At 49.3% G+C, this 25255-nt stretch carries 16 protein-coding genes; 10 read left to right on the forward strand and 6 right to left on the reverse strand.

Going from position 1 to position 25255, the window contains the following annotated elements; genetic code table 11:
- Nucleotides 1-27: 27 nt before the first annotated feature.
- Nucleotides 28-1533 (forward strand): L-arabinose isomerase, encoded by a 1506-nt coding sequence (araA, locus tag MYF79_RS18115; RefSeq protein WP_247809057.1) that lies wholly within the window; start codon nt 28-30, stop codon nt 1531-1533.
- Between the two features lie 81 nt (nt 1534-1614).
- Here the strand turns inward: araA and MYF79_RS18120 are convergent, their stop codons facing one another.
- Together MYF79_RS18120 and queG are read right to left on the reverse strand one after the other, a co-directional pair.
- Complete coding sequence (locus MYF79_RS18120) at nt 1615-2157, reverse strand: RBBP9/YdeN family alpha/beta hydrolase (RefSeq protein WP_199656694.1); 543 nt, start codon at nt 2155-2157, stop codon at nt 1615-1617.
- Nucleotides 2158-2258: 101 nt separating this feature from the next.
- Nucleotides 2259-3185, reverse strand: a complete 927-nt coding sequence (queG, locus tag MYF79_RS18125) for a tRNA epoxyqueuosine(34) reductase QueG (protein WP_247809058.1) — start codon at nt 3183-3185, stop codon at nt 2259-2261.
- Between the two features lie 99 nt (nt 3186-3284).
- On the opposite strand from queG, the gene MYF79_RS18130 reads away from it, so the two are divergent.
- The 4 genes from MYF79_RS18130 to MYF79_RS18145 all read left to right on the forward strand — a co-directional run bounded on the left by MYF79_RS18130 (nt 3285) and on the right by MYF79_RS18145 (nt 10718).
- Entirely contained in the window at nt 3285-5306 is a 2022-nt protein-coding gene (locus MYF79_RS18130) for a DUF3858 domain-containing protein (protein WP_247809059.1), read from the forward strand.
- Nucleotides 5307-5308: 2 nt separating this feature from the next.
- Nucleotides 5309-7240, forward strand: a complete 1932-nt coding sequence (locus MYF79_RS18135) for a DUF3857 domain-containing transglutaminase family protein (protein WP_247809060.1) — start codon at nt 5309-5311, stop codon at nt 7238-7240.
- Nucleotides 7241-7388: 148 nt separating this feature from the next.
- Nucleotides 7389-10010 carry an ATP-dependent chaperone ClpB gene (gene clpB, locus MYF79_RS18140; RefSeq protein WP_247809061.1) on the forward strand — a complete coding sequence of 874 codons (2622 nt, stop codon included), beginning with the start codon at nt 7389-7391 and terminating at the stop codon, nt 10008-10010.
- 228 nt (nt 10011-10238) lie between these two features.
- Nucleotides 10239-10718, forward strand: coding sequence for a nucleoside deaminase (locus tag MYF79_RS18145; RefSeq protein WP_247809062.1), 480 nt, complete (start codon nt 10239-10241; stop codon nt 10716-10718).
- Nucleotides 10719-11203: 485 nt separating this feature from the next.
- Here MYF79_RS18145 and MYF79_RS18150 read toward each other — a convergent pair whose 3' ends face one another.
- The 3 genes from MYF79_RS18150 to MYF79_RS18160 form a co-directional block, all read right to left on the reverse strand.
- Entirely contained in the window at nt 11204-11386 is a 183-nt protein-coding gene (locus MYF79_RS18150; protein ID WP_106604024.1) for a hypothetical protein, read from the reverse strand.
- Nucleotides 11387-11518: 132 nt separating this feature from the next.
- Entirely contained in the window at nt 11519-13750 is a 2232-nt protein-coding gene (locus tag MYF79_RS18155) for an ATP-binding protein (RefSeq protein WP_247809063.1), read from the reverse strand.
- A gap of 486 nt (nt 13751-14236) precedes the next feature.
- Nucleotides 14237-14443 carry a hypothetical protein gene (locus MYF79_RS18160; RefSeq protein WP_199656702.1) on the reverse strand — a complete coding sequence of 69 codons (207 nt, stop codon included), beginning with the start codon at nt 14441-14443 and terminating at the stop codon, nt 14237-14239.
- A gap of 261 nt (nt 14444-14704) precedes the next feature.
- Between MYF79_RS18160 and MYF79_RS18165 the strand changes: the two genes are divergently transcribed.
- Entirely contained in the window at nt 14705-16936 is a 2232-nt protein-coding gene (locus tag MYF79_RS18165; protein WP_247809064.1) for a transferrin receptor-like dimerization domain-containing protein, read from the forward strand.
- A 986-nt stretch (nt 16937-17922) separates the two neighbouring features.
- Here MYF79_RS18165 and MYF79_RS18170 read toward each other — a convergent pair.
- Complete coding sequence (locus MYF79_RS18170; RefSeq protein ID WP_199656704.1) at nt 17923-18618, reverse strand: LytR/AlgR family response regulator transcription factor; 696 nt, start codon at nt 18616-18618, stop codon at nt 17923-17925.
- 128 nt (nt 18619-18746) lie between these two features.
- Here MYF79_RS18170 and MYF79_RS18175 point away from each other — a divergent pair, with 128 nt between their 5' ends.
- The 4 genes from MYF79_RS18175 to MYF79_RS18190 all read left to right on the forward strand — a co-directional run bounded on the left by MYF79_RS18175 (nt 18747) and on the right by MYF79_RS18190 (nt 24920).
- A complete protein-coding gene (locus MYF79_RS18175; protein WP_247809065.1) occupies nt 18747-19109 on the forward strand; it encodes a hypothetical protein in 363 nt (120 codons plus the stop codon).
- A gap of 75 nt (nt 19110-19184) precedes the next feature.
- Entirely contained in the window at nt 19185-20606 is a 1422-nt protein-coding gene (locus tag MYF79_RS18180; protein WP_247809066.1) for a TolC family protein, read from the forward strand.
- A 17-nt stretch (nt 20607-20623) separates the two neighbouring features.
- On the forward strand, nt 20624-23842 hold the full coding sequence (locus MYF79_RS18185; protein WP_247809067.1) for an efflux RND transporter permease subunit: 3219 nt from the start codon (nt 20624-20626) through the stop codon (nt 23840-23842).
- Nucleotides 23835-24920: an efflux RND transporter periplasmic adaptor subunit gene (locus tag MYF79_RS18190; RefSeq protein ID WP_247809068.1), complete on the forward strand. Its 1086-nt coding sequence runs from the start codon at nt 23835-23837 to the stop codon at nt 24918-24920. The genes MYF79_RS18185 and MYF79_RS18190 overlap by 8 nt, the downstream gene beginning before the upstream one ends.
- The last annotated feature ends 335 nt before the right edge of the window (nt 24921-25255 follow it).

Below are 25255 nucleotides of genomic sequence, written 5' to 3' on the forward strand. Positions count from 1 at the left end.
GCAGGTCACATCTAAAATTCCAACAGCATGATACAGTTGAAGCAATTTGAAGCCTGGTTCATCACCGGCAGCCAACATCTTTACGGAGAAGAAACTTTAAAGCAGGTAGCGGCACACGCAGAGAAGATCGCGCAGTCGCTCAGTGCAGACGCCAACATACCGGTACGGATCGTATTTAAACCGGTCGTAAAAACGCCGGACGAAATATACCGCATTTGCCAGGAAGCGAATACCGCCCCGGATTGTATAGGGGTGATCGCCTGGATGCATACTTTCTCTCCCGCTAAAATGTGGATCGGCGGATTAAAGATCCTGCAACGCCCCTTATTGCACCTGCATACACAGTTCAACAGGGACATTCCATGGGGAGAAATAGATATGGACTTTATGAACCTGAACCAGTCTGCCCATGGCGACCGTGAGTTTGGTTTCATGATGTCGAGAATGAGAATGGACAGGAAAGTGGTGGCTGGTCACTGGCAGGACCCTGAGGTAACTGCAGAAATAGGTACCTGGCTCCGTGCAGCAGCTGGCTGGTTTGACTGGCAGGGCGCCCGTTTCGCCCGCATTGGCGATAATATGCGCCAGGTGGCTGTAACGGAAGGTGATAAGGTAGAAGCGGAACTCCAGTTTGGCTATTCGGTGAATGGTTATGGTGTGGGCGACCTGGTAAAATATATCAAAGGGATCAGTGATGCGGCTATTGGCACACTGGTGCAGGAATATGAGCAGACTTACGTGATGGCGGCGCCTTTGCTGAAAGGTGGCGCACAACATGCCTCCCTGCGGGAGGCTGCCCGTATTGAGTTGGGCCTGCGTGCATTCCTGGAAGAAGGCAAATTCAAAGGATTCACAGATACATTCGAAGATCTGCATGGTATGGAGCAGTTGCCGGGTATTGCGGTACAGCGCCTGATGGCTGACGGTTACGGTTTTGGTGGTGAGGGCGACTGGAAGACAGCGGCGCTGGTGAGGGCCATGAAAGTAATGGGTAGCGGGCTGCCTGGCGGCAACTCCTTTATGGAAGATTACACTTACCATTTTGATCCGGACAATCGCCTGGTATTGGGAGCGCACATGCTGGAGATCTGTTCTTCCATTGCAAACGGCAAAGCATCCTGCGAGATCCACCCATTGGGCATAGGCGGTAAGGCTGACCCTGTGAGACTGGTGTTCAACGTAGCGGGAGGTCCGGCCATCAACGCGTCTGTGATCGATATGGGGAATCGTTTCAGGTTGCTGGTGAATGAAGTAGATGCAGTAGAGCCATTACATCAGCTGCCTAAACTGCCGGTAGCGAGGGTATTGTGGAAACCACTGCCGGACATGCGTACGGGTTGCGCTGCCTGGATACAGGCGGGAGGTGCGCATCACACCTGTTACAGCCAGAACCTCACGGCTGCGCATATGCAGGACTTTGCCGACATGGCAGGTATTGAGTATGTACGTATCGGTAAGAATACAGACCTGTATCAGTTCAGGAATGAGCTGCGCTGGAATGACGCATTCTACCTGATGAAAGGTTTTAAATAAGAACTTAGATCTATAACGGCTGAATAAGCCATGACGTGGAATATCAATCGCCGTCCGCCTTCTGGTGGATGGCTTTTTTTATTACAGCGTTTCCCAGTTCCTGACCAGTTCACCCAGTAGTACCTGTCCTGTGGGCCATTCGCCCAGGTTGGAATCCGCATTGATATGTCCTTTAGGGCCGGCGTTCACGAAGCGGCTTCCCCAGGCATCGGCAAAAAATCTTGCTCTCTCCAGGCTGGCGTATTCATCGTTCGTACTGGATACCACGATAGTTTTAAAAGGCAACGGCTCTAATGGGACAGGGGCAAATCCCCGGGCATCAGCCGGGAATCCGGGACGCTCGGTATCTGCCGGTGCTACCAGCAGGGCGCCTTTAATACTGAGCTTTGTCTGTTGTGCCCAATAGGCCAGCGCGATGCAGCCCAGGCTATGCGCTGCGATCACTACGTCGGGCCCCGCTTCCGCGACGGCCTTTTCAATCGTTTTTACCCATTCGGTCATGACCGGGGTGTCCCAGTTTTGCTGATCGATACGTTTATATCCGGATGTTTTTTCCCAGATGCTTTGCCAGTGTAATGGGCCTGAGCCATGTAAACCTGGTGCGGTTAATACCTTCACTTCCATAAAACAGAAACTTTATAGCACTCCCTTTAGCAGATAGGTGATGGAATAGTTGTGGCATACGAGTATAACAATGTACGCAAAAAGAACTAAAGGGAATCATCTCATCCGTTAATAAAACGCAAATTTCTACGGATGCCGGCATATTTTGACCGTTTCATGGGGGAACGGCGGAAGATCTTCTTAAATTCTTCCTCCGTCAGTTCTTCCCAGTCCTTCGTACTGAAATTAAGGATCTCGGGAATGGGAGCAAATTCTATTGTCTGGTTAGGCTTTGAAAAGCGGTTCCAGGGGCAGACATCCTGGCACACATCACAGCCAAACATCCAGTTGTCAAAGCGGCCCTGCATTTTCTCAGGGATCAGCAGTTCTTTCAGTTCAATGGTAAAGTAAGAGATACAGCGGCTGCCGTCTACGACACCGGGCGCTACCAGCGCCTCAGTTGGACAGGCATCGAGGCAACGGGTACAGGAACCGCAATAGTCGCCTACGGGGCTGTCATATTCCAGGGCCAGATCGGTGATAAGGGTAGCAATGAAAAAGAAGGACCCCGCCTGTTTATGGATAAGGTTACCGTTCTTACCCAGCCAGCCCAGGCCACTCCGTTGTGCCCAGCTTCTTTCCAGCACCGGGGCTGAGTCCACAAATCCCCGGCCGCTGACTGCTCCGAATGCCTCCTGCATCCGGGCCAGCAGGGTGTTGAGTTTCCCCTTTATGACCTCATGATAATCCTGCCCGTAGGCATATTTGGAGATCTTTGGCGCTTCAGGCTGCTGCTGCTGAGCAGGGTAGTAGTTCAGTAGCAGGGTAATAACCGAGCGCGCATTATCCACCAGTTTCCTGGGATCGATCCTTTTATCGAAATGATTCTCCATGTAATGCATGCTGCCATGCATGCCTTTGTGCAACCACTGTTCCAGCCGGCGGGCATCGTCATCAAGCTGCACCGCCTTGGCAATGCCACAATGATCAAAGCCAAGGTCAGCCGCATGCTGCTTGATAAACGCCGTATATTTTGCCGCTAGGTTCATGAGTGAGTGCAAGTTACGCAAAAATAAAAGTTTGCTATAGCAAGAGTTCGAATATGGTTTTTCCCTTACCTTCATCCCAAAATAATCCTTATATCCTGTATGCGTAGCAGATCTATTGTAATCCCCCTGCAGCTGGCAGCAGCCTGCTTGTTTTCACTTACAACATTTTCTCAGACCCGGGACAAGATCAAGTTTGGGAAGATCAGTGCGGAGGACTTTACTCCGACATCATTTGAAAAAGACACATCCGCGCATGCGGTCATACTTGCAGACATCGGCTCTTCGGAGTTCCAGCCCGATAGAGATCATTTTGAACTGTCGTATAAGCGGTTGAAGAGAGTAAAGATCGTTGACAAGAACGGTTACGACGAAGCCACGGTAACGGTCCCCCTTTTCGTTTCCGGGCAGTCGGAAGAAAAACTGCTCAATCTCAAAGCGGTAGCCTACAACCTCGAGAACGGGCAGGTAGTTGAGACAAAACTCGAAAGTAAAAGCGTCTTTACCGACAAGTTAGACAAGAACTTCATTATGAAGAAGTTTACCGTTCCAGGCGTAAAAGAGGGAACGATCATCGAGTATACGTATTCGGTAACTTCTCCCTTTTTCTTTAACCTGCAGCCCTGGACATTCCAGGATGAATATCCCTGTCTGCTCAGTGAGTATACGGTGACTATTCCGGAGATATTTGACTTCGTTTTCCTGAAACAGGACATCAATAGCATGCTGACCGTAAAAACAACACTTGACAGGGCGACGTATAACATGACATTCGAGACAAATGGCCCTACCGGTGCTTCTCAGCACGGCAGTTTTTCTGCCAATACGGTCAGGAATGTATGGACGGCCAAAGATATTCCGGCCCTGAGGGAAGAAAGTTTCACTACTTCCCTGCGGAACCATGTTACCAGGATAGAATTCCAGTTATCTGCCATAAAATACCCCGGTTCCCCGGTAAAACCGGTAATGGGCACCTGGGAGAAATTCTCCGAAGAGCTGAACAAAGACGAGGATTTTGGTGCAGACCTAAGTAAAAACAACGGCTACCTGGGAGATATCGTTGACCAGCTTACAGAAGGGCTGAAAGATGATACAGCCAAAGCCCGCCGTATTTACAACTATGTCCGGAATAACTTTACCTGTACAGACCATTCCGGCTTATACCTCAGCAAACCCATAAAGACGGTTTTTAGCTCCCGCAACGGTAATGAAACAGACATCAACCTGCTGCTGATAGCCATGCTGCGGCGGGCAAAACTGAATGCTGACCCCGTGGTGCTCAGTACCCGTAGTCATGGTGTAACACATGAACTGTACCCCTTGAGGTCCCGTTTCAATTACACAATGGCGGCTATTACGGTGGATACGCTGACGTATTTCCTGGATGCTTCCCGGCCTTACCTGGGCTTCGGCAGGGTGGATATGTCCTGCTACAACGGTCACGCAAGATTGTTGTCTAAAGACGTGCCGCCGCTGTATTTCAATCCGGACGATCTGCTGGAACAAAAGAACACTTTTGTAATGCTGATGGGCGGAGAAGGTGGTAGCCTGAAAGGAAGTATGCAGCAATATCCTACTTATTTCGAGTCATGCATGATCCGTTCCTCCATAAAAGACAAAGGCAAAGATGTCTATTTTAAGGGGAAAGAAAAGGATTTCGCTACGGAAACCACTATTAGCGGCGTGGAGCTGGAGAACCTGGATGATAATGAACAGGTACTGAAAATGAAGTATGATTTTGAGATGAAAGCAGACGATGCAGGGATGCTCTATATCAACCCTTTATTTACAGAAGCAACACGTAAAAATCCTTTCCGTTCACAGGAACGCAGGTACCCTGTTGAAATGCCCTGCGTGATGGACGAGACCTATACGCTGAACATGACTATTCCCGACGGATATGTAGTGGAGGAATTACCCAAATCAGCTATGGTTAAATTCAATGAGAACGAGGGGATATTCCAGTACCTCATCCAGCAAAATGAAAATTCCATCCAGTTCCGTTCAAGAGTAAAACTGAGCAGGGCTGTGTTTGCGCCGGATGAATACAATTCGCTGCGCGATTTCTTTGATATGATCGTAAAGAAACAATCAGAACAAATCGTCCTCAAAAGAAAAAGCTAAACATGCTAACCTACACATTGAAGAAGTATGCACACAGCATCGCCTGCTGTGTGTGTTTCCTGTTCTTCCTGACGCCAGTATTTGCAGGGGACCCGGTTTTCCCGGCATCTATGATCCCCGACTCACTCAAGTCAAACGCACACATCGTGAAGCGGATGGAGGAGGTGAGCATCAAAATAAATGATCCGCGGGATGTAAGGGTGACTACCCATTATGTGCTCACGGTGATGGATGCAGAAGGCGAGAGATATGCAAGAGCAACAGCCTTCTATGACAAGCTGACCGATCTCCGTTCCATTAAAGGCACCTTGTATGACGCAACAGGTGAGCCTGTCAAAAAACTGAAGCAGAGTGACTTACAGGACCTGAGCGGGGTAGGCAGCGAATCGCTGATGACGGACGACAGGTACAAGCAGCATGCGTTCTACTACAACGTATATCCGCATACAGTGGAGTATGAAATTGAAGTGAAATACAATCACTCTTTTTACCTGCCTTACTGGATGCCTCAACGGTCAACAGGTTATGCTGTGCAGCAGAGCAAACTGGTGGTGACCGCTCCCAAGGATTATGTGCTGCGTTACCACCAATTCAATTATAAAGGGGAACCGCTTATAACCAATGACGGGGGCGATAATGTTTATACCTGGGAGGTAAAGAACATGCCACCGGTGCAGGACGAACCTTATGCCCCCAGCTGGCATAAACGTACCACAACCGTGCAACTGGCGCCAGCCTCTTTTGAAATGCAGCAATACAAGGGAACGATGGCGTCCTGGGAAGATTTCGGGCATTTTATGTACGTCCTGAACCAGGGAAGAGATCAGTTGCCGGATGCTGTTAAACAAACCGTACATCAACTGACAGATGGTCTCAGCCGGGAGGAAAAGATAGCGAAGTTGTACGCCTATCTGCAGCAGCATACCAGGTATATCAGCGTTCAGCTGGGCATTGGCGGCTGGCAAACCTATGACGCCAACTATGTGGCTGCCAAAGGGTATGGCGACTGTAAAGCGCTTTCCAACTATATGTGCGCGCTACTGAAGGAAGCAGGGGTGAAGGCTTCCTGCGTACTCGTTTATGCCGGCGAAGACGATAAAGACGTTACAGAAGCGAGTTTCCCGTCCACCCGTTTTAACCACGTGATTGTTTGTGCACCCGGTACAAAGGACAGCACCTGGCTGGAATGTACGAGTAGTTTTCAGCCAGTGGGATATCTGGGAAGTTTTACCGCAGACAGAGACGTATTGTTTGTGGATGAGACGGGGAGTAAGCTGATCCACACCCCGGTATATACCATGGAACAGAACCAACAGATACGTTATATCAGCGCCACTATTACAGAAACAGGAGACATGACGCTGAAGGCCGATACACGTTATACCGGTCTGCAGCAGGATGACGTGAACGCGCGGCTGAATATACTGACCAGGGAAAAGATCCTGGAGCGCCTGAAACAGGCGGGCTATTTCTCCAGCTATGATGTGAATGGTTATGAATGTAAACAACTGAAAACGTCGCTGCCAGCAGTTGACGAGCACCTGGAGATCGCAGCCCATAATTATGCTACTGTTACGGGCAAACGTATGTTCCTGGAACCGAACCTGCTGACCAAAACCGGCAGGCGTCTGAGCTCGGATTCCGCCCGCAGATCGGATATATACCTGAACGATGCTTACCGGGATGTGGATACGGTAAAGATCACTATTCCGGAAGGATATGCACCCGAAGCAATGCCCCAGCCGGTGGCATTACAAAGCATCTTTGGCAGCTATTCTTCCAGGGCTACAGTAGAAGGCAACGTTATTACCTACACCCGTTCTATAGACCATAAAGGCGGCGCTTACCCCGCTTCCGCCTATCCGGAACTGGAGAAGTTCTATAATGGCATATATAAGGCCGACAGGGCCAGAATTGTACTGGTTAAAAAATGAAATAATTGCAGTCCGGTACCGGAAATGCTGTAAAAAGAGCAGTCCGGTACCGGTATTTCTGCCAAATTGCCCTCTTTGTTAACCTTGGAGCAGGTTTTGTTGTTCTCTTAGGGACGTTGAAAACGTTAAAAGGAGAAAACTAACTGTTATGAATCTGAATAATTTCACAATCAAATCGCAGGAGATACTGCAACAGGCGCAGCAATTGGCCTTTAATGGACAACAACAGGCCATTGAAACGGGACATTTGCTGAAAGCCCTGCTGGAAGACCAGGAAAGTGCTATAGATTATCTGTTAAAGAAGAACAATGTAAATACTAATTTCCTGTCGTCAAGACTGGATGAACAAATAAAAAAATATGCCCGCGTTGCCGGAGGCGAAGGCGGACAGGTATTAAGCCGTGATGCCAACAATGCCATGCTGAGAGCGGGCGCCAGCATCAAGGAATTTAAGGACGAATTTGTCAGTGTAGAACACCTCTTGCTGGGCTTACTCGGCGGTAGCGATGATACTGCCAAGCTGCTGAAAGACGCAGGACTGACAGAAAAGGGATTAAAGGCTGCCATCGCCGAATTACGTAAGGGTAGCACGGTGAACTCCCAGACAGCTGACACCCAGTACAATTCCCTGCAGAAATATGCAAAGAACCTCAACGAACTGGCAAGGGCCGGGAAGCTGGACCCTGTGATCGGCCGGGATGAAGAGATCCGCAGAACGCTGCATATCCTTTCCCGCCGTTCCAAGAACAACCCGATCCTGGTGGGAGAACCCGGTGTAGGTAAAACAGCCATCGTGGAAGGACTGGCACACCGTATCATTAACGGTGACGTTCCCGAGAACCTGAAGAGCAAGACCATTTATGCGCTGGACATGGGTGCATTGATGGCAGGTGCGAAATACAGGGGTGAGTTCGAAGAAAGGCTGAAAGCGGTGATCAAGGAAGTTACTGAAAGCGAGGGGCAATTGATCCTCTTTATAGATGAGATCCATACCCTGGTAGGTGCGGGCGCTATGGAGGGGGCAATGGACGCTGCCAACATCCTGAAGCCGGCATTGGCCCGTGGTGAGCTCCGTGCCATTGGCGCCACCACGCTGAATGAATACCAGAAATATTTTGAGAAAGATAAGGCACTGGAACGCCGTTTCCAGAAAGTAATGGTAGACGAACCTTCTGTGGAAGATGCAATATCCATCCTCCGCGGTCTGAAGGAGCGTTATGAAAGCCATCACCACGTGCTGATAAAAGACGAAGCGATCATTGCAGCCGTAGAGCTGTCAAACCGCTACATTACAGACCGTTTCCTACCCGATAAGGCTATTGACCTGATAGATGAAAGCGCGGCCAAGCTCCGCCTGGAAATGAACTCCATGCCGGAAGAACTGGACGAACTGGAGCGCCGTATCAGGCAGCTGGAAATCGAAAGGGAGGCGATCAAACGTGAGAATGATGAAGATAAATTACGCGAGCTGAATGAAGAGATAGCCAGGTTGGGAGAACAACGCAGCACATTTAAAGCAAAATGGCAGGCAGAGAAAGAGATCGTGGACAAGCTGCAGAACGCAAAAGCAGCCATTGAAAACCTGAAACAGGAAGCTGAGCAGGCAGAGCGTAACGGGGAGTATGGCAGGGTAGCAGAGATCCGCTATGGAAAGGTAAAAGAGCAGGAAGAACTGATCAATCGCTATACCGCAGAGCTGAACACGATATCATCAGATCACAAAAGATTGTTGAAAGAGGAAGTAGATGCAGAAGACATCGCAGAAAACGTGGCAAAAGCGACCGGCATCCCGGTATCGAGGATGCTGCAGAGTGAAAGAGATAAACTGCTTCGCCTGGAAGACGAGCTGCATAAAAGAGTGGTAGGACAGGAAGAGGCGATCATCGCAGTATCTGATGCTATCCGCAGAAGCAGGGCCGGGTTACAGGACCCCAAACGTCCGATCGGTTCCTTCATATTCCTGGGTACCACCGGTGTAGGTAAAACAGAGCTGGCGAAAGCGCTTGCAGAATACCTGTTTGACGACGACTCCATGATGACGCGCATCGACATGAGTGAATACCAGGAAAAACATGCTGTAAGCCGTTTAATTGGTGCGCCTCCGGGATATGTGGGTTATGATGAAGGCGGGCAGCTGACAGAAGCGGTAAGGCGCAAACCTTATTCCGTTGTGCTGCTGGATGAGATTGAAAAAGCACATCCGGATACATTTAACATCCTGTTGCAGGTACTGGACGATGGACGGCTGACAGACAATAAAGGCCGTGTGGTGAACTTTAAGAACACCATTATCATCATGACCAGCAATATGGGTAGCCAGATCATCCAGGAGAATTTTGAGAAGATCAATGAGAAGAACCGTGAGGATGTGGTGGATGCTACCAAGGCTGAAGTGATGAATCTCCTGAAACAGACCATCCGGCCCGAGTTCCTCAACCGTATAGACGAGGTGATCATGTTCCAGCCATTACTGCGTAATGAAATTAAAGGAATAATTAACATTCAGTTACAGCAGTTGAAGGACCTGGTGGCACAAAATGGCATGATATTGGAATTCTCTGACTATGCGATGGACTATCTCGCCGCCCAGGGTTTTGATCCGCAATTCGGTGCGAGACCACTGAAGCGATTGATACAGAAAGAGATCATTAACCTGCTGAGTAAAAAGATCCTGGCAGGGGACATTGATAAAAGCAAACCGGTATTGATAGATGTTTTTGACGGAGTAGTGGTGATAAGGAATAATAGTCACAATACCGTAAGCGCATAACCGCATAGCAATATCTTATATTCAAATACGACGATATACAGTTACGAATACCCGGATAATTCTTTATCCGGGTTTTTTTATGCCTTATGCATGCTCTTTTTTGTGCTGTAAGGGAGGCGCGTCATTTTTACGTACTTTTGGAAACAGTGCAATATCATTAAGCGATCATTCCGTCCGGGTAAGCACCGTAAGCGGATTGTTTAACATATATCAAATCACAAGTATTTTATGATCGGAGAACGAGAAAAGCGGTTTATGCAGATAGCAGTGGAACTTTCCCGTCAGGGAATGGAAAACGGAGAGGGAGGCCCTTTCGGCGCCATTGTGGTAAGGGGAGATGAGATTGTAGGCAGGGGATGGAACCAGGTGCTTTCTCACAACGACCCCACTGCTCATGCCGAGGTAATGGCCATCCGGGACGCCTGCACCCGTTTAGGTACCTTCCAGTTGCATGACTGTGAAATATATACTTCCTGTGAACCCTGCCCGATGTGCCTGGGGGCTATTTACTGGGCCAGGCCGCAGCGCGTGTATTTTGCCAATACAAAAGAAGATGCTGCCGCAATCGATTTTGATGATTCATTCATTTACCAGGAGATCGGGGTGCCCCATGACCATAAAAAGATCCCGTTCATTGCTTTCCCGTCTGATGCTGCTTTGAGTGTATTCAAAGACTGGCAGATAAAGGGGGATAAGACCTTGTATTGATATGCCCCGTAGTTCCCATAAGTCCATCTTTACCATTAACATCTGTTCCCTGCAGTATCAGCAATATAGCCGGGAATTGGTACCTGCTATCGGATAGTATCCACTTCCGGTTTGGGGCTCCAGTCTCCTTACATGCATAAGTATGCCCTTTGAGTAAGTACTTCGTGCTCTATATCGTGGGATAACTATGGCATGAAAAAAGAGGCTGACCGGAGGCTGACCTCTTTACAATGCCCGATCACCGTTATATGTGTAAGTCGTCCCTTTGAGTGAATACTTCCCGTTATATATCGCGGGATAACTACGGCGAAAAAAAGAGACCGCGGGGCTACTCTCTTTACAATACCCCGTCCCCGTTATATGTGTAAGTTGTCTCTTTGAGTGAGTACTTCCTATCCCATATCCCGAGATAACCAGGGTTAAAGCAAAAAAGAGGCTGACCCGAAGGCCAGCCCCTTTACAATCTCTTCGTTGCGCAATTAAGATTACTGTGCTTTAGGAGCAGCTTTTTTGTGCATTTTGTGAGCAGCTTTCGCAGTATCTGCAGCTGGTTTTTCTGTCTTTGCTTTTTCTTTCTTAGCAGGTTTCTGTGCAGGTGTCTGTGCAAAAACTACAGCACTAACGCTCATAAATACTGCGGCTACAATAAGACTTTTCTTGATGTTCATGATTAGTGATTTTTAATTGAGAGTTTGAATTAATTTGCTGATGTAAAGATACTACCGGCAGGAGGCTTACATGGGGCGGTTTCGGTGAACGGGGAGGAACTGTCGTTGAACAGGGAAAAAGCGAAGGCCGGGTTATAAGAGCAAACGCAGCGTTTCTTCTAATGCCTTTATGCACAATGTTTTAAGAGTATTGTATTGTCCGGTCACGAAGGCCGCATCATAGGTGTTGTCCAGTCCTTCAAGCGTCTCGAGCAGGGGATATAGCGTGGTTTCCAATCCGATAAAGGAAATAGTCGTCTTAATATTATGAGCGGTGCTACGTATAGCGGTGACCGATCCTTCGTCGATCGCTTTTTTTAGCAGGGAAAGGTCTTCCGGTAATTGTGTTACAAACTGCTGCAGCATGTTCTGCTCAAATGTTTTATCGCCCATGGATAACTGGTGCAGGTATTCCAGCTGAATCAGGGGTGTTTCCTGTTCTGTAGCATGTCCGTTGCTATTGCCATTATGAAAGGCGGAATGCCCGTTATGGCGAGCATATAGTTCCGGTGTGCTGCTCTTGCCGGTGAAGACCTGTATCATGCGGTACAGCTCTCCCTCACGTATGGGTTTTGACAGGTATTCATTCATTCCCGCCTGCAGGCATTTTTCCCTTTCACCCGACATGGCGTGGGCCGTCATGGCGATAATCGGAATATTGGATTGTAATTCCTCCCTTATTTTCCTGGTGGCGGTATAACCGTCCATTTCCGGCATCTGAAGGTCCATCAGCACCAGGTCAAAATGCTGCTTTGACAGGGCCGATACTGCTTCCTGGCCATTATTCACCAACTGATAATGCAGTTGCCGGTTGCCCAGCAGATGCTTTAACAGGTTCTGGTTCATCTTGTTATCTTCCGCAACCAGCAACCGTATGTCGGGCTGTTGCGGCAGGGCAAAATTGTCCTGGGAATAGGTGTAGTTCTCGCCGCTGTCGGGCAACAGCTCTCCCAGGGTGTAAGGCAATTCCACTTTAAAGGTGCTGCCCTTCCCCGGTTCACTCTCAACACCGATGCTACCATGCTGTAATTCCACCAGCTGTCGTACGATGGTCAGTCCAAGGCCGGTTCCTCCAAATTTGCGGGTGATGTCTGCCTCCGCCTGGTTAAAGCGGTCGAAGATGGCAGGCAGCTTGTCGGGGGAGATCCCTATACCGGTGTCGCTGACGTTAAATAACAACCTTACCCCGCTTTCTGCGGCTACCTGGCTCACCTTCACCTGCACTTTTCCCTGGTGGGTGAATTTGATGGCGTTATTCACGAGATTGACGAGCACCTGCGTGAGGCGCATCACGTCTCCGTACAGGATGTCGGGTACATGGGCGTCGATGCTGAAGGATAATTCCAGTTTCTTTTCCAGGGCTTTGGGTTGGAACATCAGTTCCATAGAATGCAGCATACCGCGTAAACTGAAGGACACGGGCTCCAGCCGCATCATACCGGATTCTATCTTGGAAATATCGAGTATATCGTTGATGATCTCCAGCAGGTTCTCGCCGGCATGCTGTATGGCAGTGACGTATTCCCTGGACTTTTCATTCATCGGCTGTTGCTGCAGCAGGTGCGTGAAGCCAAGTACAGCGTTCATGGGCGTCCTTATTTCATGGCTCATATTAGCCAGGAACTGGTCTTTGACTACGGTCAGCTTTTTTTCCTGCTGTCGCGATTTATCGAGCGCCTCGATCAGGTGTTCCTGTTTATAGATCCTGCTGGTAATATATAAAAATGACAAGAGGCTGGAAAGGCAGGCAAAGAACAGCATGATCGTTCCCCAGTTCAGGGCTTTTTGTCCGCTGGTATCGATCATGTGCGTTGTATGATTCACTTCTGTCTGCCTGGTGCTGTCGAGGGCATGAAGGATCACATTGATGGCGTCGCCCAGGCGTTTTCCCTTCTGTGCATTGATTATTTTCTCTGCGGGCCATTTCCCTTTCGTATAAAACGTGTCGAGTATGGCGATGTTCAGCTGGTTCTTTTCTTCTACGAGATAGTTCAGCTGGGTCAGTAATTTTTCTGTGCTGTCGTTGCTTACGAGCTTATTAATTTCACGCAGGTCGGCTTTGATAAGGGCTACTTCGGCTTCTATACCGGTGATATTCAATGTATCCTGGGAGATCACTGCACCCCGTACTTTACTATCGGTTTTGGCTATACTGGTTTGTAATTTTTGCAGTTCATTTTTGACGTTCAGTTCGTCGAGGAGTTTCTCATTGCCGGAAATGAGTTTCCGGATGTTCTGAGCTGAGTTGAATTGCAGCACGATGAATAGTACCAGTCCCAGTATGAACAGGCCTAGCAGGTAATATTTGATCAGCTTCGGCTGCATTTTTTCAGTGAGTATTTGTATTAAAATTACGAATGAATTTCGTTATGTTTATGATGGTTGTGATTTTGTTCGTATCTGAGGAAGCTGCAGCTTTTTCCGGCTTTAGGTCAATTCCCGGTTCTCATGAAAGAGAATGAAGGCCATCACAATCAGCCCCGATGAACCCCGCTGCCACTTATTGATATTGAACTGTGATCTTGCCTGGTACCCCACTATCTCTGCACTGCTCTGGCCCCTCACTGTATTTTCTCCCGGCAATACGAATGACGAATCACGAATACTATTTATTCGTCACCCGTCATTCATTGTTGTAAAACCCAAATCTTATTTAAGACAAGCCGGTCGTCCACATGCTCTTCATCGCTCTTATGCCTTTCATGCGTTCAATTGGTTCCTGCTGTTTGTGTTCTGTCCGTTTTGTACTTGCTTGTTTGTTTTCGATACCTTCAGAACCGCCTGAACTACATGAGCTGTTGATCCTGCTGCTTACTTAGCAGCTTTCTTCGCGTGATGTTTCTTGTGAGCTTTGTGAGCGTGCGTTGTGGTCGCTGCTTTAGGTTTTTCCTGTTGTTTTGCGTTAACAGTTGTAGTTTTAGCAGTTGCTGCTTTAGCTGTATGTACAGGAGCAGCAGCGAAAGTGGCGGTACCTGCGAAGATCAGGGCAGCAGCCATCAGAGTTCCTAGCTTTTTCATGATTTCTTATTTTTATTTGATGATTGATTTGTTTAACTATTCTGTTCAATTACTTTTTTATTCTTCCAGTTGATTGTTCAACTGTTTCATTGTTTTGTTGACTCAAAGATACAGGGCATGTGAAAGGCAAAAGAGGAGAAATGGTTTAACAGGCACGAGTCGTCGTTGGAAGGGGAACAACTGTCGTTGGGATATATTATATTTGTTCGCCACCGCCATAGACAGACATTAAATGTCAACCAAAATAAACCCTCATTTTGCATGAATTCAAAGAAGATCACTTCCGGTATTGCCCTCGTTTTGATGCTGCAAGGCGCTTATGCCCAGCAGAAACTGAGTGGTTTCAACGGTGAGCATGTTCAGCAACAGCAACAGCTCGAGGCCAATTTCGACAAGGAGCTGAGTGCGGCTGCTATCGGGAATAATATTAAGACGCTGTCGGCACAGCAACACTATCTCGGTATGCCGCGGGATAAGTGGGTAGCAGAAAACATTTTACAGCAGTTTAAAAGCTACGGCTGGGACGCCAGGATAGAGACCTACCAGGTGCTTTTCCCTACTCCGAAGACCAGGGTACTGGAAGCCAGCCATCCCGAGAACTATAAGGCGGTGCTCAAAGAGCCGGCTCTGAAGGAGGATCCCAGTACGGGCCAGCCGGATGAACTGGCTACCTATAATGCCTGGAGCGCTGATGGCGATGTAACAGGCGAGCTGGTATTCGTGAATTATGGTCTGCCAGAGGATTATGAGTACCTGGAAAGGCTGGGCATCAGCGTGCAGGGTAAGATCGTGATCGCGAAATATGGCCGTTCCTGGAGGGGTATTAAGCCCAAAGTAGCGCAGGAACATGGCGCTATTGGTACATTGATCTATTCCGATCCTAAAGACGATGGTTATTACCAGGGCGACGTGTATCCGCAGGGCGCCTATAAAAGCGAGTATGGGGTCCAGAGAGGTTCTGTTATGGATATGGTGATCTATCCGGGAGACCCACTCACTCCGGGCGTAGGTGCTACGGAAAACGCCAAACGGCTGGAACGGGCTGAAGCCACCAACCTGCTGAAGATCCCGGTATTGCCGATCAGCTATCACGATGCCGCGCCTTTACTGGCGGCATTGGAAGGACCGGTTGCGCCGGAGAGCTGGAGGGGCGCGCTGCCATTTACCTATCATATCGGTCCGGGCAAAGCAAAGGTGCATCTGAAACTTGAATTTGACTGGAAGACGGTGCCGGCCTACAATGTGATCGCTTTTATGAAGGGAAGCCAGTTCCCTGACCAGTGGGTCATCAGGGGGAACCACCATGACGCCTGGGTATATGGCGCTGCCGACCCTGTCAGTGGGCTGTCTGCGCTCCTGGAAGAGGCCAAAGCCATTGGTGTACTGGCAAAGAACGGTTACAAACCGAAAAGGACATTAGTATATGCTGCTTGGGACGGCGAAGAGCCCGGACTGCTCGGCTCTACCGAATGGGTGGAGGCGCATGCTGCGGAACTGCAACAGAAGGCGGTGGCCTATATAAATTCAGACGGCAATAGCCGTGGTTTTCTAGGTATAGGTGGTTCCCATGCACTGGAACCTTTTGTGGGGGAGATTGCCAGGGGCATTACCGACCCTCAGACGAAAGTATCTGTCCTGGAAAGAAAGCAGGCGGCTGATATCGTTACTGCTTCGACTGTAAAGGCCAAAAAGGAGCTCCTGGGAAAGAAAGACCTGACTATCAGTGCGCTGGGCTCGGGATCTGACTATTCATCTTTCCTCCAGCACCTGGGCATCCCATCCCTGAACATCGGTTTTGGCGGTGAAGGTGCAGGAGGCGAATACCATTCCATCTATGATACCTATGAAAACTATTCCCGCTTTAAAGATCCCGGTTTTGAGTATGGAGTAGCGCTGTCCAAATTGGGTGGTCATGCGGCGCTGAGATTAGCAGATGCTGATGTATTACCATTTGACTTCCGTAGTCTTGCCAAAACCATCAACGGATATACTACAGAACTAATCTCACTGGCAGAACAGATGCGGGAATCTACCGCGGTGGAGAACCAGATCATTAACAATAATGCCTACCAGCTGGCAGGGGATGCTACCAAGCCAATCAAGGCACCTGCCCTGAAGTCAGAAGTGCCTTACCTGGATTTCTCAAAACTCCAGAACGCACTCGTAGCGCTGGACAAGGCCACACAGCAGTTGCAGGAAGCGAGAAGCAAGGCGCCTCTTCCCGCTGCAAAAACGGATGCCCTGAATAAGGCGTTGTATCAGGCCGAACAACAGTTGTTATACGACAAGGGCTTGCCGAACAGGGCATGGTATAAGCATACCGTATATGCGCCCGGATTTTATACAGGTTATGGTGTGAAGACATTGCCGGGCATCCGCGAGGCGATAGAACAGCGCAGATGGCAGGAAGCAGAGGAGCAGATCGCGATCGCAGCGGCAGCGGTGAACCGGTTGACGACATATCTGCAACAAGCAGCGGCAGGATTGAAATAAATCAACGTCAGTCTACACTAAATTTCAGCATGATGTGCTGATCGGCGTCTGTCTGGAATTATTTACGCTAAGTAGCTTCGGTTTCAGTATGGGATGTCGGTCGGCGCCTCTCTGGAATGCTATTGGGCGTTTTCAAACGTATATGATTTGGATAAAGATTGGGCAGCACCAGTCGTATCACCGGAGAGCCGAAGGCCCGACATTCCCATCTGAAACCGGTGCTACTTACGCTCTCCCTATTAGTATATATTATCTCTCGCTGCAATGGGGTACGGGTGTTTCTCACCTATTAAGTCAATATCAAGGTGCTGGGATTGCCCTAATACTGTGTGCGCGTTAAATACAGTCTGCCTTATAAATGGGCAGTTGCTCTAATGAAATGGGGAATCAAGACATTAAGGAGGCCGCGCATAAGTAGCAACGGTTTCAGATGGGAATCGCTGGCCTTAGTTGTTCGAAGCAAGCTCACACGCTTGACGGGAGTTTAATACATATCCAACTGCCCATACGATTCCTAAAGCTTAAAGCACGTGGCTTCGAAGAACTACAGCCAGTGATCCCATACTGGAACCGGGCTACTTAGCGCAAATAATAGGAAACAGACGAGCAACAGGGACAATCTCCAAGCGCTGAGATTGCCCTAATACTGTGTGCGCGTATTTATAACTGTCTATCTTATGAAATACGTGCTCAATTAAGACGGGGAATCAAGACATCGAGGAGGCCGCGCATAAGTAGCAACGGTTTCAGATGGGAATCGCTGGCCTTAGTTGTTCGAAGCAAGCTCACACGCTTGACGGGAGTTTAATACATATCCAACTGCCCATACGATTCCTAAAGCTTAATAACACGTGGCTTCGAAGAACTACAGCCAGTGATCCCATACTGGAACCGGGCTACTTAGCGCAAATAATAAGCAACAAACGAGTAACGGCATACGTAAGCGCCAGGTAAACCGCCATCATTCTGTTAAGGCAGGGATAAGGTCATAACAAATTCAAGCGACTATTGAGCGCCGCACGATAAGCATCTGCCACAGGAACGGAATTCTTTGAAATAACAATCGCCCCATCCTGTATAGCTTCAATTTTATCCAGTGCTACTATATAGGAACGATGTACCCGCATGAACTTCGTTTCCGGTAATCTTTCTTCTATCGCTTTCAGGGTAGAATGAACCGCATGAAACTTCTGCGAAGTATGCAGCTTTACATAGTCGCCCATTGCTTCGAGATAGAGGATATCATCCAGCCTGATGCGCTTTAGTATGCCGCTATCCCTGATAAAGACGAACTCGTTGTCGGTATCATGCACCTCGCGGGAGGTCGCCTGTTGCACCTCTTTCGCCCGTTCTATCGCCTGCAGGAAGCGGGAAGGCGTAACGGGTTTGATGAGATAATCTGCCACATGCAGTTCAAATGCCTCCACGGCATAATCTTTCTTCGCCGTGGTAAAGATGATAATGGGGCCTTTTTTGCCGATATTACGTGTCAGCTCAATACCACTCATGCCGGGCATTTCAATATCCAGGAGCAGGAGATCGATCTTTTCCTTTTGCAGGATATTATAAGCCTCCAATGCACTGGAACATTCGCCAGCTACACGCAGCTGATCTACATGACTGGCAAGTTGCTTCATGGCGGTGCGCGCCAGTTTGTTATCGTCGATAATCAGGCAGTTCATACGGCAAATATACACAAGCTCTGTACCGCGACGCCGGAACTGACATTATAATTCCCTTAAAACAGGCAGGCAGGCTATGTATTATAATTTTGTTTAAATATCTTGCATGCGTATAAATGGGTCTCAACTTGAAACAGCTCAAAGGGCTTTTACTTTTCCTTTCCTGCGTCTTCTCCCTGCTTCTGCTGCAGGGTGGCGCCCCATTTATTTCTTCCGGCTCAAAGCCTGTTGTACATCAATATAGCGCTGATAAGGCATATACCAGGGTGGCAGATCAGGTACACGATGTACAGTGTTTTAAGAGCGGTGTCCGGAAGTATAATCACCGTACAAGGGCATTGAACGACTATCACGAGCTATGCCTGTTTGTACCCAGTATCCGTATAAAAACGCTGTTTGTTTATATTCCTGTTGTTTACAGCGGATATAAGAATTCCTATATCAGTGTCGCCGTTACATTGAGCGACTGGCGTGGTCCTCCGCTGGCCTGATCTCCATATTCATTTTCTATTTTTCTTTATTTAATACCGTAGACGGATGTCTATGGTCACTCAATCGCTGTAGTTATGACTAAAAGAACTGCTGCAGGGTTGTGGGTGATAATTTTATGCCTGGTAGCCGGAGTTCCTCCCTGTGCAGATGCGCAGACAGCAGGAGACGATCTGTCCTTGCAACGGGCCATTACCCTGACCCTTCAACATTACCCATCATTAAAAGCAAAGCAAACATTATCACGCGCCGGTATTGCCCATACAACGGATGTCAGCCATAACTGGTGGCCTTCGGTAAAGCTGGTGGAAGAAGCCACCATAGGAACCGACAATGGTATTTATGGCTCTTATTTTCCGCTCAGTACCATTCCCTCCACTTCAGGCGGTATCCGCGGAGCCAACCGCAATGACCTTATGAGTGGCAATATTGCACTGGCGCAGGTGCAATGGGAGGTATATAATTTCGGCGCTTATCGTACACAGAAAGAAGAAGCGATGCAGCAGCAGAAAGTATTGAACCTGGATGCTGATATTACTGCCAATGATCTTACGGTGGCTGTGGTGCGGGACTACCTGGGCTTATTGCAATATCGCTCGCTGATGAAGATCCAGGAAGACAATATTGACCGTACACGGTCTGTACAGCGGGCGGTGACGGCTATCGTATTACATGGCCTGAAACCTGGGGTGGACAGCTCCATAGCAGCTGCAGAATTATCCAAAACAAGACTGAACTATCTCGATATACAGAACAATTATAACAGTGTACGGCTGCACCTGGGTATTTTAACAGGACTGGATACCAGCACTATCCGGCCGGATACCCTTTATAACAATGGCCTCTTGTCTTTGCTGGCAGGATTGGTTGATACAGCTGTAGTGGCGAAGGAGCATCCGGTGTTGTTATATTATAATGGCTTGTTGCAGCAACAGCAAAAGCATGAAGAGGTCATCCGCAGGGCAGCACTGCCTAAGATATCCCTGCTGGCTTCCGGGTGGACGCGCGGTTCCAGTGGACAGTTCAACGACATCTACAACAAAAACCTGTGGAGCGGACTGGGATACAGCCGTTATAACTACCTGGCGGGACTGGCCCTGACCTACAACCTGGCAGATATAGGACACACCAGGGATAAGGTGCGGGAACAGCATTTACGTACGAGGGCGGCCGCAGAGCAGCTGGAAACCACGCAAACCGTACTGGACAACCAGTTGCAACAGGCCCGGCTCAATATCAGTACTGCCCTGGACAAGCTCCGGGAAATGCCGGCGCAGCTGAATGCCGCCAGAGCAGCGGCCCTGCAGAAGATGGCATTGTACAAAGGAGGACTGACCAATATCATCGAGGTGACCAATGCCTTATACCTGCTGAACAGGGCGGAAACAGATCTTATACAGACGCGAAATGCGGCCTGGCAGGCATTGTTTACCCAGGCATTTACAGCTAACAATATTCAGGAACTGGTGCAGCAACTGGAAGTTGCACGCAGGCAGTAAAAGATAAAAATAATAGTATGTCATTAGTCACTAGCGCACTGAAAAAGCCATTGTCCGTGGTGGTCTTAACCCTCGGCATGTTCCTGTTTTCAGTACTGGCTGTTATGAATATCCCGATAGACATCTTTCCTAAGCTGAACCTGCCGACCATTTACGTCATAGAACCCTATGGCGGTATGTCGCCCCAGCAGATGGAAGGATTCTTCGCTACCCGTTTACAGGACCAGTTCCTCTATGTGAACGGGATCAAAAATATCAGCAGCAAGAATATACAGGGGCTGACCATGATCAAGCTCTCTTTTTATGAAAATACCAATATGGCGGAAGCCTCGGCACAGGTGGCCCTGCAGGTGAACAGGGCCATGAAGTTCTTCCCTCCGGGCGCTTTGCCTCCGCAGGTGGTTCGTTATGATGCCTCTTCTCTGCCGGTAGGACAACTGGTGTTCAGCTGTCCAAACCGTTCCCTGAAAGATATCTACGACCTGGCCAATACGCGTGTGCGGCCCATGTTCGGCGCTGTACCCGGCTTGTCGGCGCCGCCGCCTTTTGGCGCCAATTCCCGCTCCGTGATCGTCAGTGTGGATCCTGACCGCCTGCGCAGTTACAATATGAGTGCCGATGAAGTGGTAGAAGCCATCGCGAAGAACAATGTCATGACGCCTTCGGGGAACATCCGTATCAATAATACAATGTACGTCACTACCATCAATTCACTGGAAAAAGAAGTGAAAGATTTCGGGGATATTCCCATCACCACAAACGGCAATGCTACTGTGTTTATCAGGGATGTAGCCCGGGTGAGCGACGCGGCCGATATAACGGTGGATTATGCGCTGGTGAACGGACGCCGGTCTGTTTACATCCCGGTAGTGAAAACTGCGGATGCTTCTACCTGGGATGTAGTGAAAGAATTAAAGGCAAGGCTGCCGGAGATGCAGAGCCTTTTGCCGGAAGATGTGAAAGTGACCTACGAGTTTGACCAGTCAGTGTTCGTGATCAATGCCGTGAAAAGCCTGTTGACCGAAGGGATACTGGGCGCATTGCTCACAGGATTGATGGTATTGTTGTTCCTGAGGGATCTGCGCAGCTGCCTGGTGGTAGTGATCACGATCCCGATTGCCATCCTGGCTGCAGTACTTGGATTGCAGCTGGCCGGACAGACCATCAACCTGATGACCCTGAGCGGCCTGGCGCTGGCAATTGGCGTGTTGGTAGACCAGGCAACCGTGACGATAGAGAATATTCATCAGCATCTGGAGATGGGAAAATCCAAGCGACAGGCCATTTATGAAGCCAGCGAGGAGATTGCATTCCCTTTGTTGCTGATACTCTTGTGCATACTGGCGGTATTTGCACCATCACTGATCATGACAGGTGTACCGAAAGCGATGTTCCTGCCATTGTCGCTGTCCATCGGTTTTGCCATGATAGCATCCTATTTCGCGGCACAGTCGCTGGTACCTGTACTGGCCAACTGGTGGTTGAAGGAAGGTAAGTTCAATCACGGGCTGGCCTTAGATAAAGAGGAGATCGGCCAGGTACGGCATGATCAGGAACGGCACAACCATAAGCCCCATGGGGCGAACGGTTTTGAGCGGTTTAAGAACCGCTTCCTGTCATTGCTGGAATGGCTGGGCAGACGTTCCCGCTGGGTGATAGGTGTGTATATCATACTGGCGTTTGCCATTGCAGGAACGGCTTTCGTAGTGATCGGGAAAGACCTGATGCCGCATGTCAACACAGGCCAGTTCCAGTTGCGGCTGAAAGAGCCGGATGGTACGAGACTGGAAAGGACGGAGGAAAAAGTACACGAGGTGCTGGCATTGATCGATAGCACGGTGAACGGAAATGTGGCTATCAGTTCCGGGTATGTAGGGCTGGTGCCAAGCAGTTATGGAACGAGTAACCTGTATGTGTTTAATGCGGGCACGCATGAAGCGGTGTTGCAGGTCAATTTAAACGAGGATTACAAAGTTGACATAGAGGCACTCAAAGACGAACTGAGGGCCCGTATTAAGGCTAAAATGCCCGAAATGCGCGTAAGCTTTGAACCGGTCGACATGACGGAGAAGATCATGGCGCAGGGAGCTGCTACGCCTATTGAGGTAAGGGTAGCGGGAAAGGATATGAAACAGATTGCCGGCTATGCCGGAGGACTGGTGGATAAACTGAAGGAAGTCGATTTCCTCCGGGATGTGCAGATCGCCCAGCCATTGCATTACCCTACGATCAATATCAATATTGACCGGTTCAAGGTGGCGCAGATGGGGTTGAACATGTACCAGGTGGCCCGCTCTGTGACGGCATCCACATCGTCCAGCAGGTTTACCGAAAAGAACCAGTGGCTGGATGAAAAAGTAGCTTACACTTACCAGGTGCAGGTACAGGTGCCCGAATACATCATGCAGACCATTAATGACCTGAAGGAAATACCATTGGTAAAAGGGCAGCCAAGGCCGGTATTGGGCGATGTGGCAACATTCTCGAACGGGGAGATGCCGGGGGAATTTGACCGGGCCGGCACAAGGCGCTTTGTAACTGTCAGTGCGAACATCAATGGGAAGGACCTGGGTGCAGCGACAAAAGCCGTGCGGCAGGCTATTAATGAGATGGGAGAACCGCCCCGCGGATTGAAGGTAGAGCTGAAGGGAAGTTCGAGCCTGCTGGTGGACACTTTATCCAGTTTACAGAACGGGCTGATGCTGGCCATTGTCGTGATCTTCTTATTGCTGGCCGCAAACTACCAGTCGTTCAAATTAAGCTTTGTTGTACTCGTCACTGTACCTGCGGTAATTGCAGGCGCCCTGGTAATGTTATTACTGACAGGGGCGACATTGAACCTGCAGTCTTACATGGGTATGATCATGTCTACAGGGGTATCTGTGGCAAATGCGATCCTAATCGTAACGAATGCAGAGAAGCTCCGCCTGGAATACCGGGATGCCTATAAGGCGGCTATTACCAGCGCCGGTATCCGTTTGCGTCCCATCCTGATGACCAGCCTGGCGATGATAGCGGGTATGATACCCATGGCAACGGGGCTGGGCGAATCGGGCGACCAGACAGCCCCATTGGGCCGTGCGGTGATAGGAGGGCTTATTGCCTCCACGCTGGCGGCGCTGCTGATCTTACCGCTCGTATATGCCGCCATCCAACGCAAAGCATCCTATGAAGATCCTTCACTGATGCCCGAAAAAAAAGTCAACAAACCTAAAATAGCGACAACTCATGTATAAGTATCTCTTCAGTATAAGCCTCCTGGTGATATTGTTCACTGCCTGCCATGAAAAGGCGCCCCAAAAGAAAACGGCCACCAAAAGTAACAAGAGCAGGAAATTCGAGCTGGCAGCCGTTGTGCATGAACCGCTTTCGTCCAATATACAATTACCTGCCGTACTGGAAGCCTATCAGCGCGTGAGTATCTATCCGCGGGTAAATGGTTTTGTAAAAACGGTAACGGTCGACAGGGGCAGTGTGGTACGCAAAGGGCAGGTGCTGATCACCCTGGATGCACCGGAGATCATTCAGCAGTATTATGCGGCACAATCAAAATACCTGCAGGCCAGGGCCATGTTTGCGGCCTCGAAAGACAACTACGAACGTACGCTTGCCGTCAGTGAGACGCCGGGTACTATTTCCGCTCATGATGTGGAAGTGGCCAATGCCCGCATGGCGGCCGACAGCGCTATTATGAACAGCGAGCTGGCAAATCTCCGGGCGCTGGAGGCTACCAGGAGTTATTTAACGGTGACGGCGCCTTTTGATGGTGTGATCACTGAACGTAATGTGCATCCCGGAGCGCTGGTAGGACCGGGAACAAAGCTTGACGGCGGTGCCATGCTGATGCTGGAACAGGAAGATCGCCTGCGTTTGGTGGTACAGGTACCGGAAGTTTATAGCGCGCAGTTGTCGGCCACAAGACAGGTATCTTTCCATGTGAATGCCTTGCCGGGGAAATTGTTTGCGGGGGCTATCAGTCGCCAGGCAGGCTCCCTGAGCGACCGTTACCGCTCTGAAGCTGTAGAAGTGGATGTACAGAATGCCCAGCATCTGTTAAAACCAGGGATGTATGCGGAGATCACCATTCCCGTTACAGGGTCCCTGCAGGCGATGGTGGTGCCTGGCAGCGCTATCGTTACATCTACAGAAAAAAAGTATGTGGTGGCTATCAGGGAAGGCTATACGCATTGGGTCGATGTGCAGGAAGGAAATCACCACAATGACTCTTCCGAAGTATTTGGCAGTTTACTGCCGGGAGATAAGGTGATCGTTCATGCGAATGATGAAATAAAAGAAGGGGTCAGGATAGATTAGATCGGCAGGGAGAGTGTCTCATAATGATGGGCAAAAGCGCGGAACAGGGAACTATTAGCAAGGTTAAAGAAGTTTTCGAAGCTATGAAAAGCATGGAAATGGAGGGCAGCTGCCCTCAGCTATCATGCTCTTTAAGACACCTCATAATACCTCGTACCATAATGCTGCGTATCGATCTTGAACCGGTTTTGCCCGGAGCATGTTCATGAGGCATGGGCGGGTATTTTGATGGATATCTATCAGCAACATAGAAAAAAATAACAAGTCAAAACGAGGGCTTACACCGATGTGCTTGAACGCACCCCGGAAAGCCTGCACATGCATAAATGAGCTTT

It is taken from the genome of Chitinophaga filiformis (assembly GCF_023100805.1).
In the GTDB taxonomy this organism is placed as follows: Bacteria; Bacteroidota; Bacteroidia; order Chitinophagales; family Chitinophagaceae; genus Chitinophaga; species Chitinophaga filiformis_B.

What these genes read in the sequence shown, in the direction of transcription:
- araA (WP_247809057.1), top strand. Translation starts at nt 28, where the DNA reads ATGATACAGTTGAAGCAATTTGAAGCCTGGTTCATCACCGGCAGCCAA.
- MYF79_RS18120 (WP_199656694.1), bottom strand. Translation starts at nt 2,157, where the DNA reads ATGGAAGTGAAGGTATTAACCGCACCAGGTTTACATGGCTCAGGCCCA.
- queG (WP_247809058.1), bottom strand. Translation starts at nt 3,185, where the DNA reads ATGAACCTAGCGGCAAAATATACGGCGTTTATCAAGCAGCATGCGGCT.
- MYF79_RS18130 (WP_247809059.1), top strand. Translation starts at nt 3,285, where the DNA reads ATGCGTAGCAGATCTATTGTAATCCCCCTGCAGCTGGCAGCAGCCTGC.
- MYF79_RS18135 (WP_247809060.1), top strand. Translation starts at nt 5,309, where the DNA reads ATGCTAACCTACACATTGAAGAAGTATGCACACAGCATCGCCTGCTGT.
- clpB (WP_247809061.1), top strand. Translation starts at nt 7,389, where the DNA reads ATGAATCTGAATAATTTCACAATCAAATCGCAGGAGATACTGCAACAG.
- MYF79_RS18145 (WP_247809062.1), top strand. Translation starts at nt 10,239, where the DNA reads ATGATCGGAGAACGAGAAAAGCGGTTTATGCAGATAGCAGTGGAACTT.
- MYF79_RS18150 (WP_106604024.1), bottom strand. Translation starts at nt 11,386, where the DNA reads ATGAACATCAAGAAAAGTCTTATTGTAGCCGCAGTATTTATGAGCGTT.
- MYF79_RS18155 (WP_247809063.1), bottom strand. Translation starts at nt 13,750, where the DNA reads ATGCAGCCGAAGCTGATCAAATATTACCTGCTAGGCCTGTTCATACTG.
- MYF79_RS18160 (WP_199656702.1), bottom strand. Translation starts at nt 14,443, where the DNA reads ATGAAAAAGCTAGGAACTCTGATGGCTGCTGCCCTGATCTTCGCAGGT.
- MYF79_RS18165 (WP_247809064.1), top strand. Translation starts at nt 14,705, where the DNA reads ATGAATTCAAAGAAGATCACTTCCGGTATTGCCCTCGTTTTGATGCTG.
- MYF79_RS18170 (WP_199656704.1), bottom strand. Translation starts at nt 18,618, where the DNA reads ATGAACTGCCTGATTATCGACGATAACAAACTGGCGCGCACCGCCATG.
- MYF79_RS18180 (WP_247809066.1), top strand. Translation starts at nt 19,185, where the DNA reads ATGACTAAAAGAACTGCTGCAGGGTTGTGGGTGATAATTTTATGCCTG.
- MYF79_RS18185 (WP_247809067.1), top strand. Translation starts at nt 20,624, where the DNA reads ATGTCATTAGTCACTAGCGCACTGAAAAAGCCATTGTCCGTGGTGGTC.
- MYF79_RS18190 (WP_247809068.1), top strand. Translation starts at nt 23,835, where the DNA reads ATGTATAAGTATCTCTTCAGTATAAGCCTCCTGGTGATATTGTTCACT.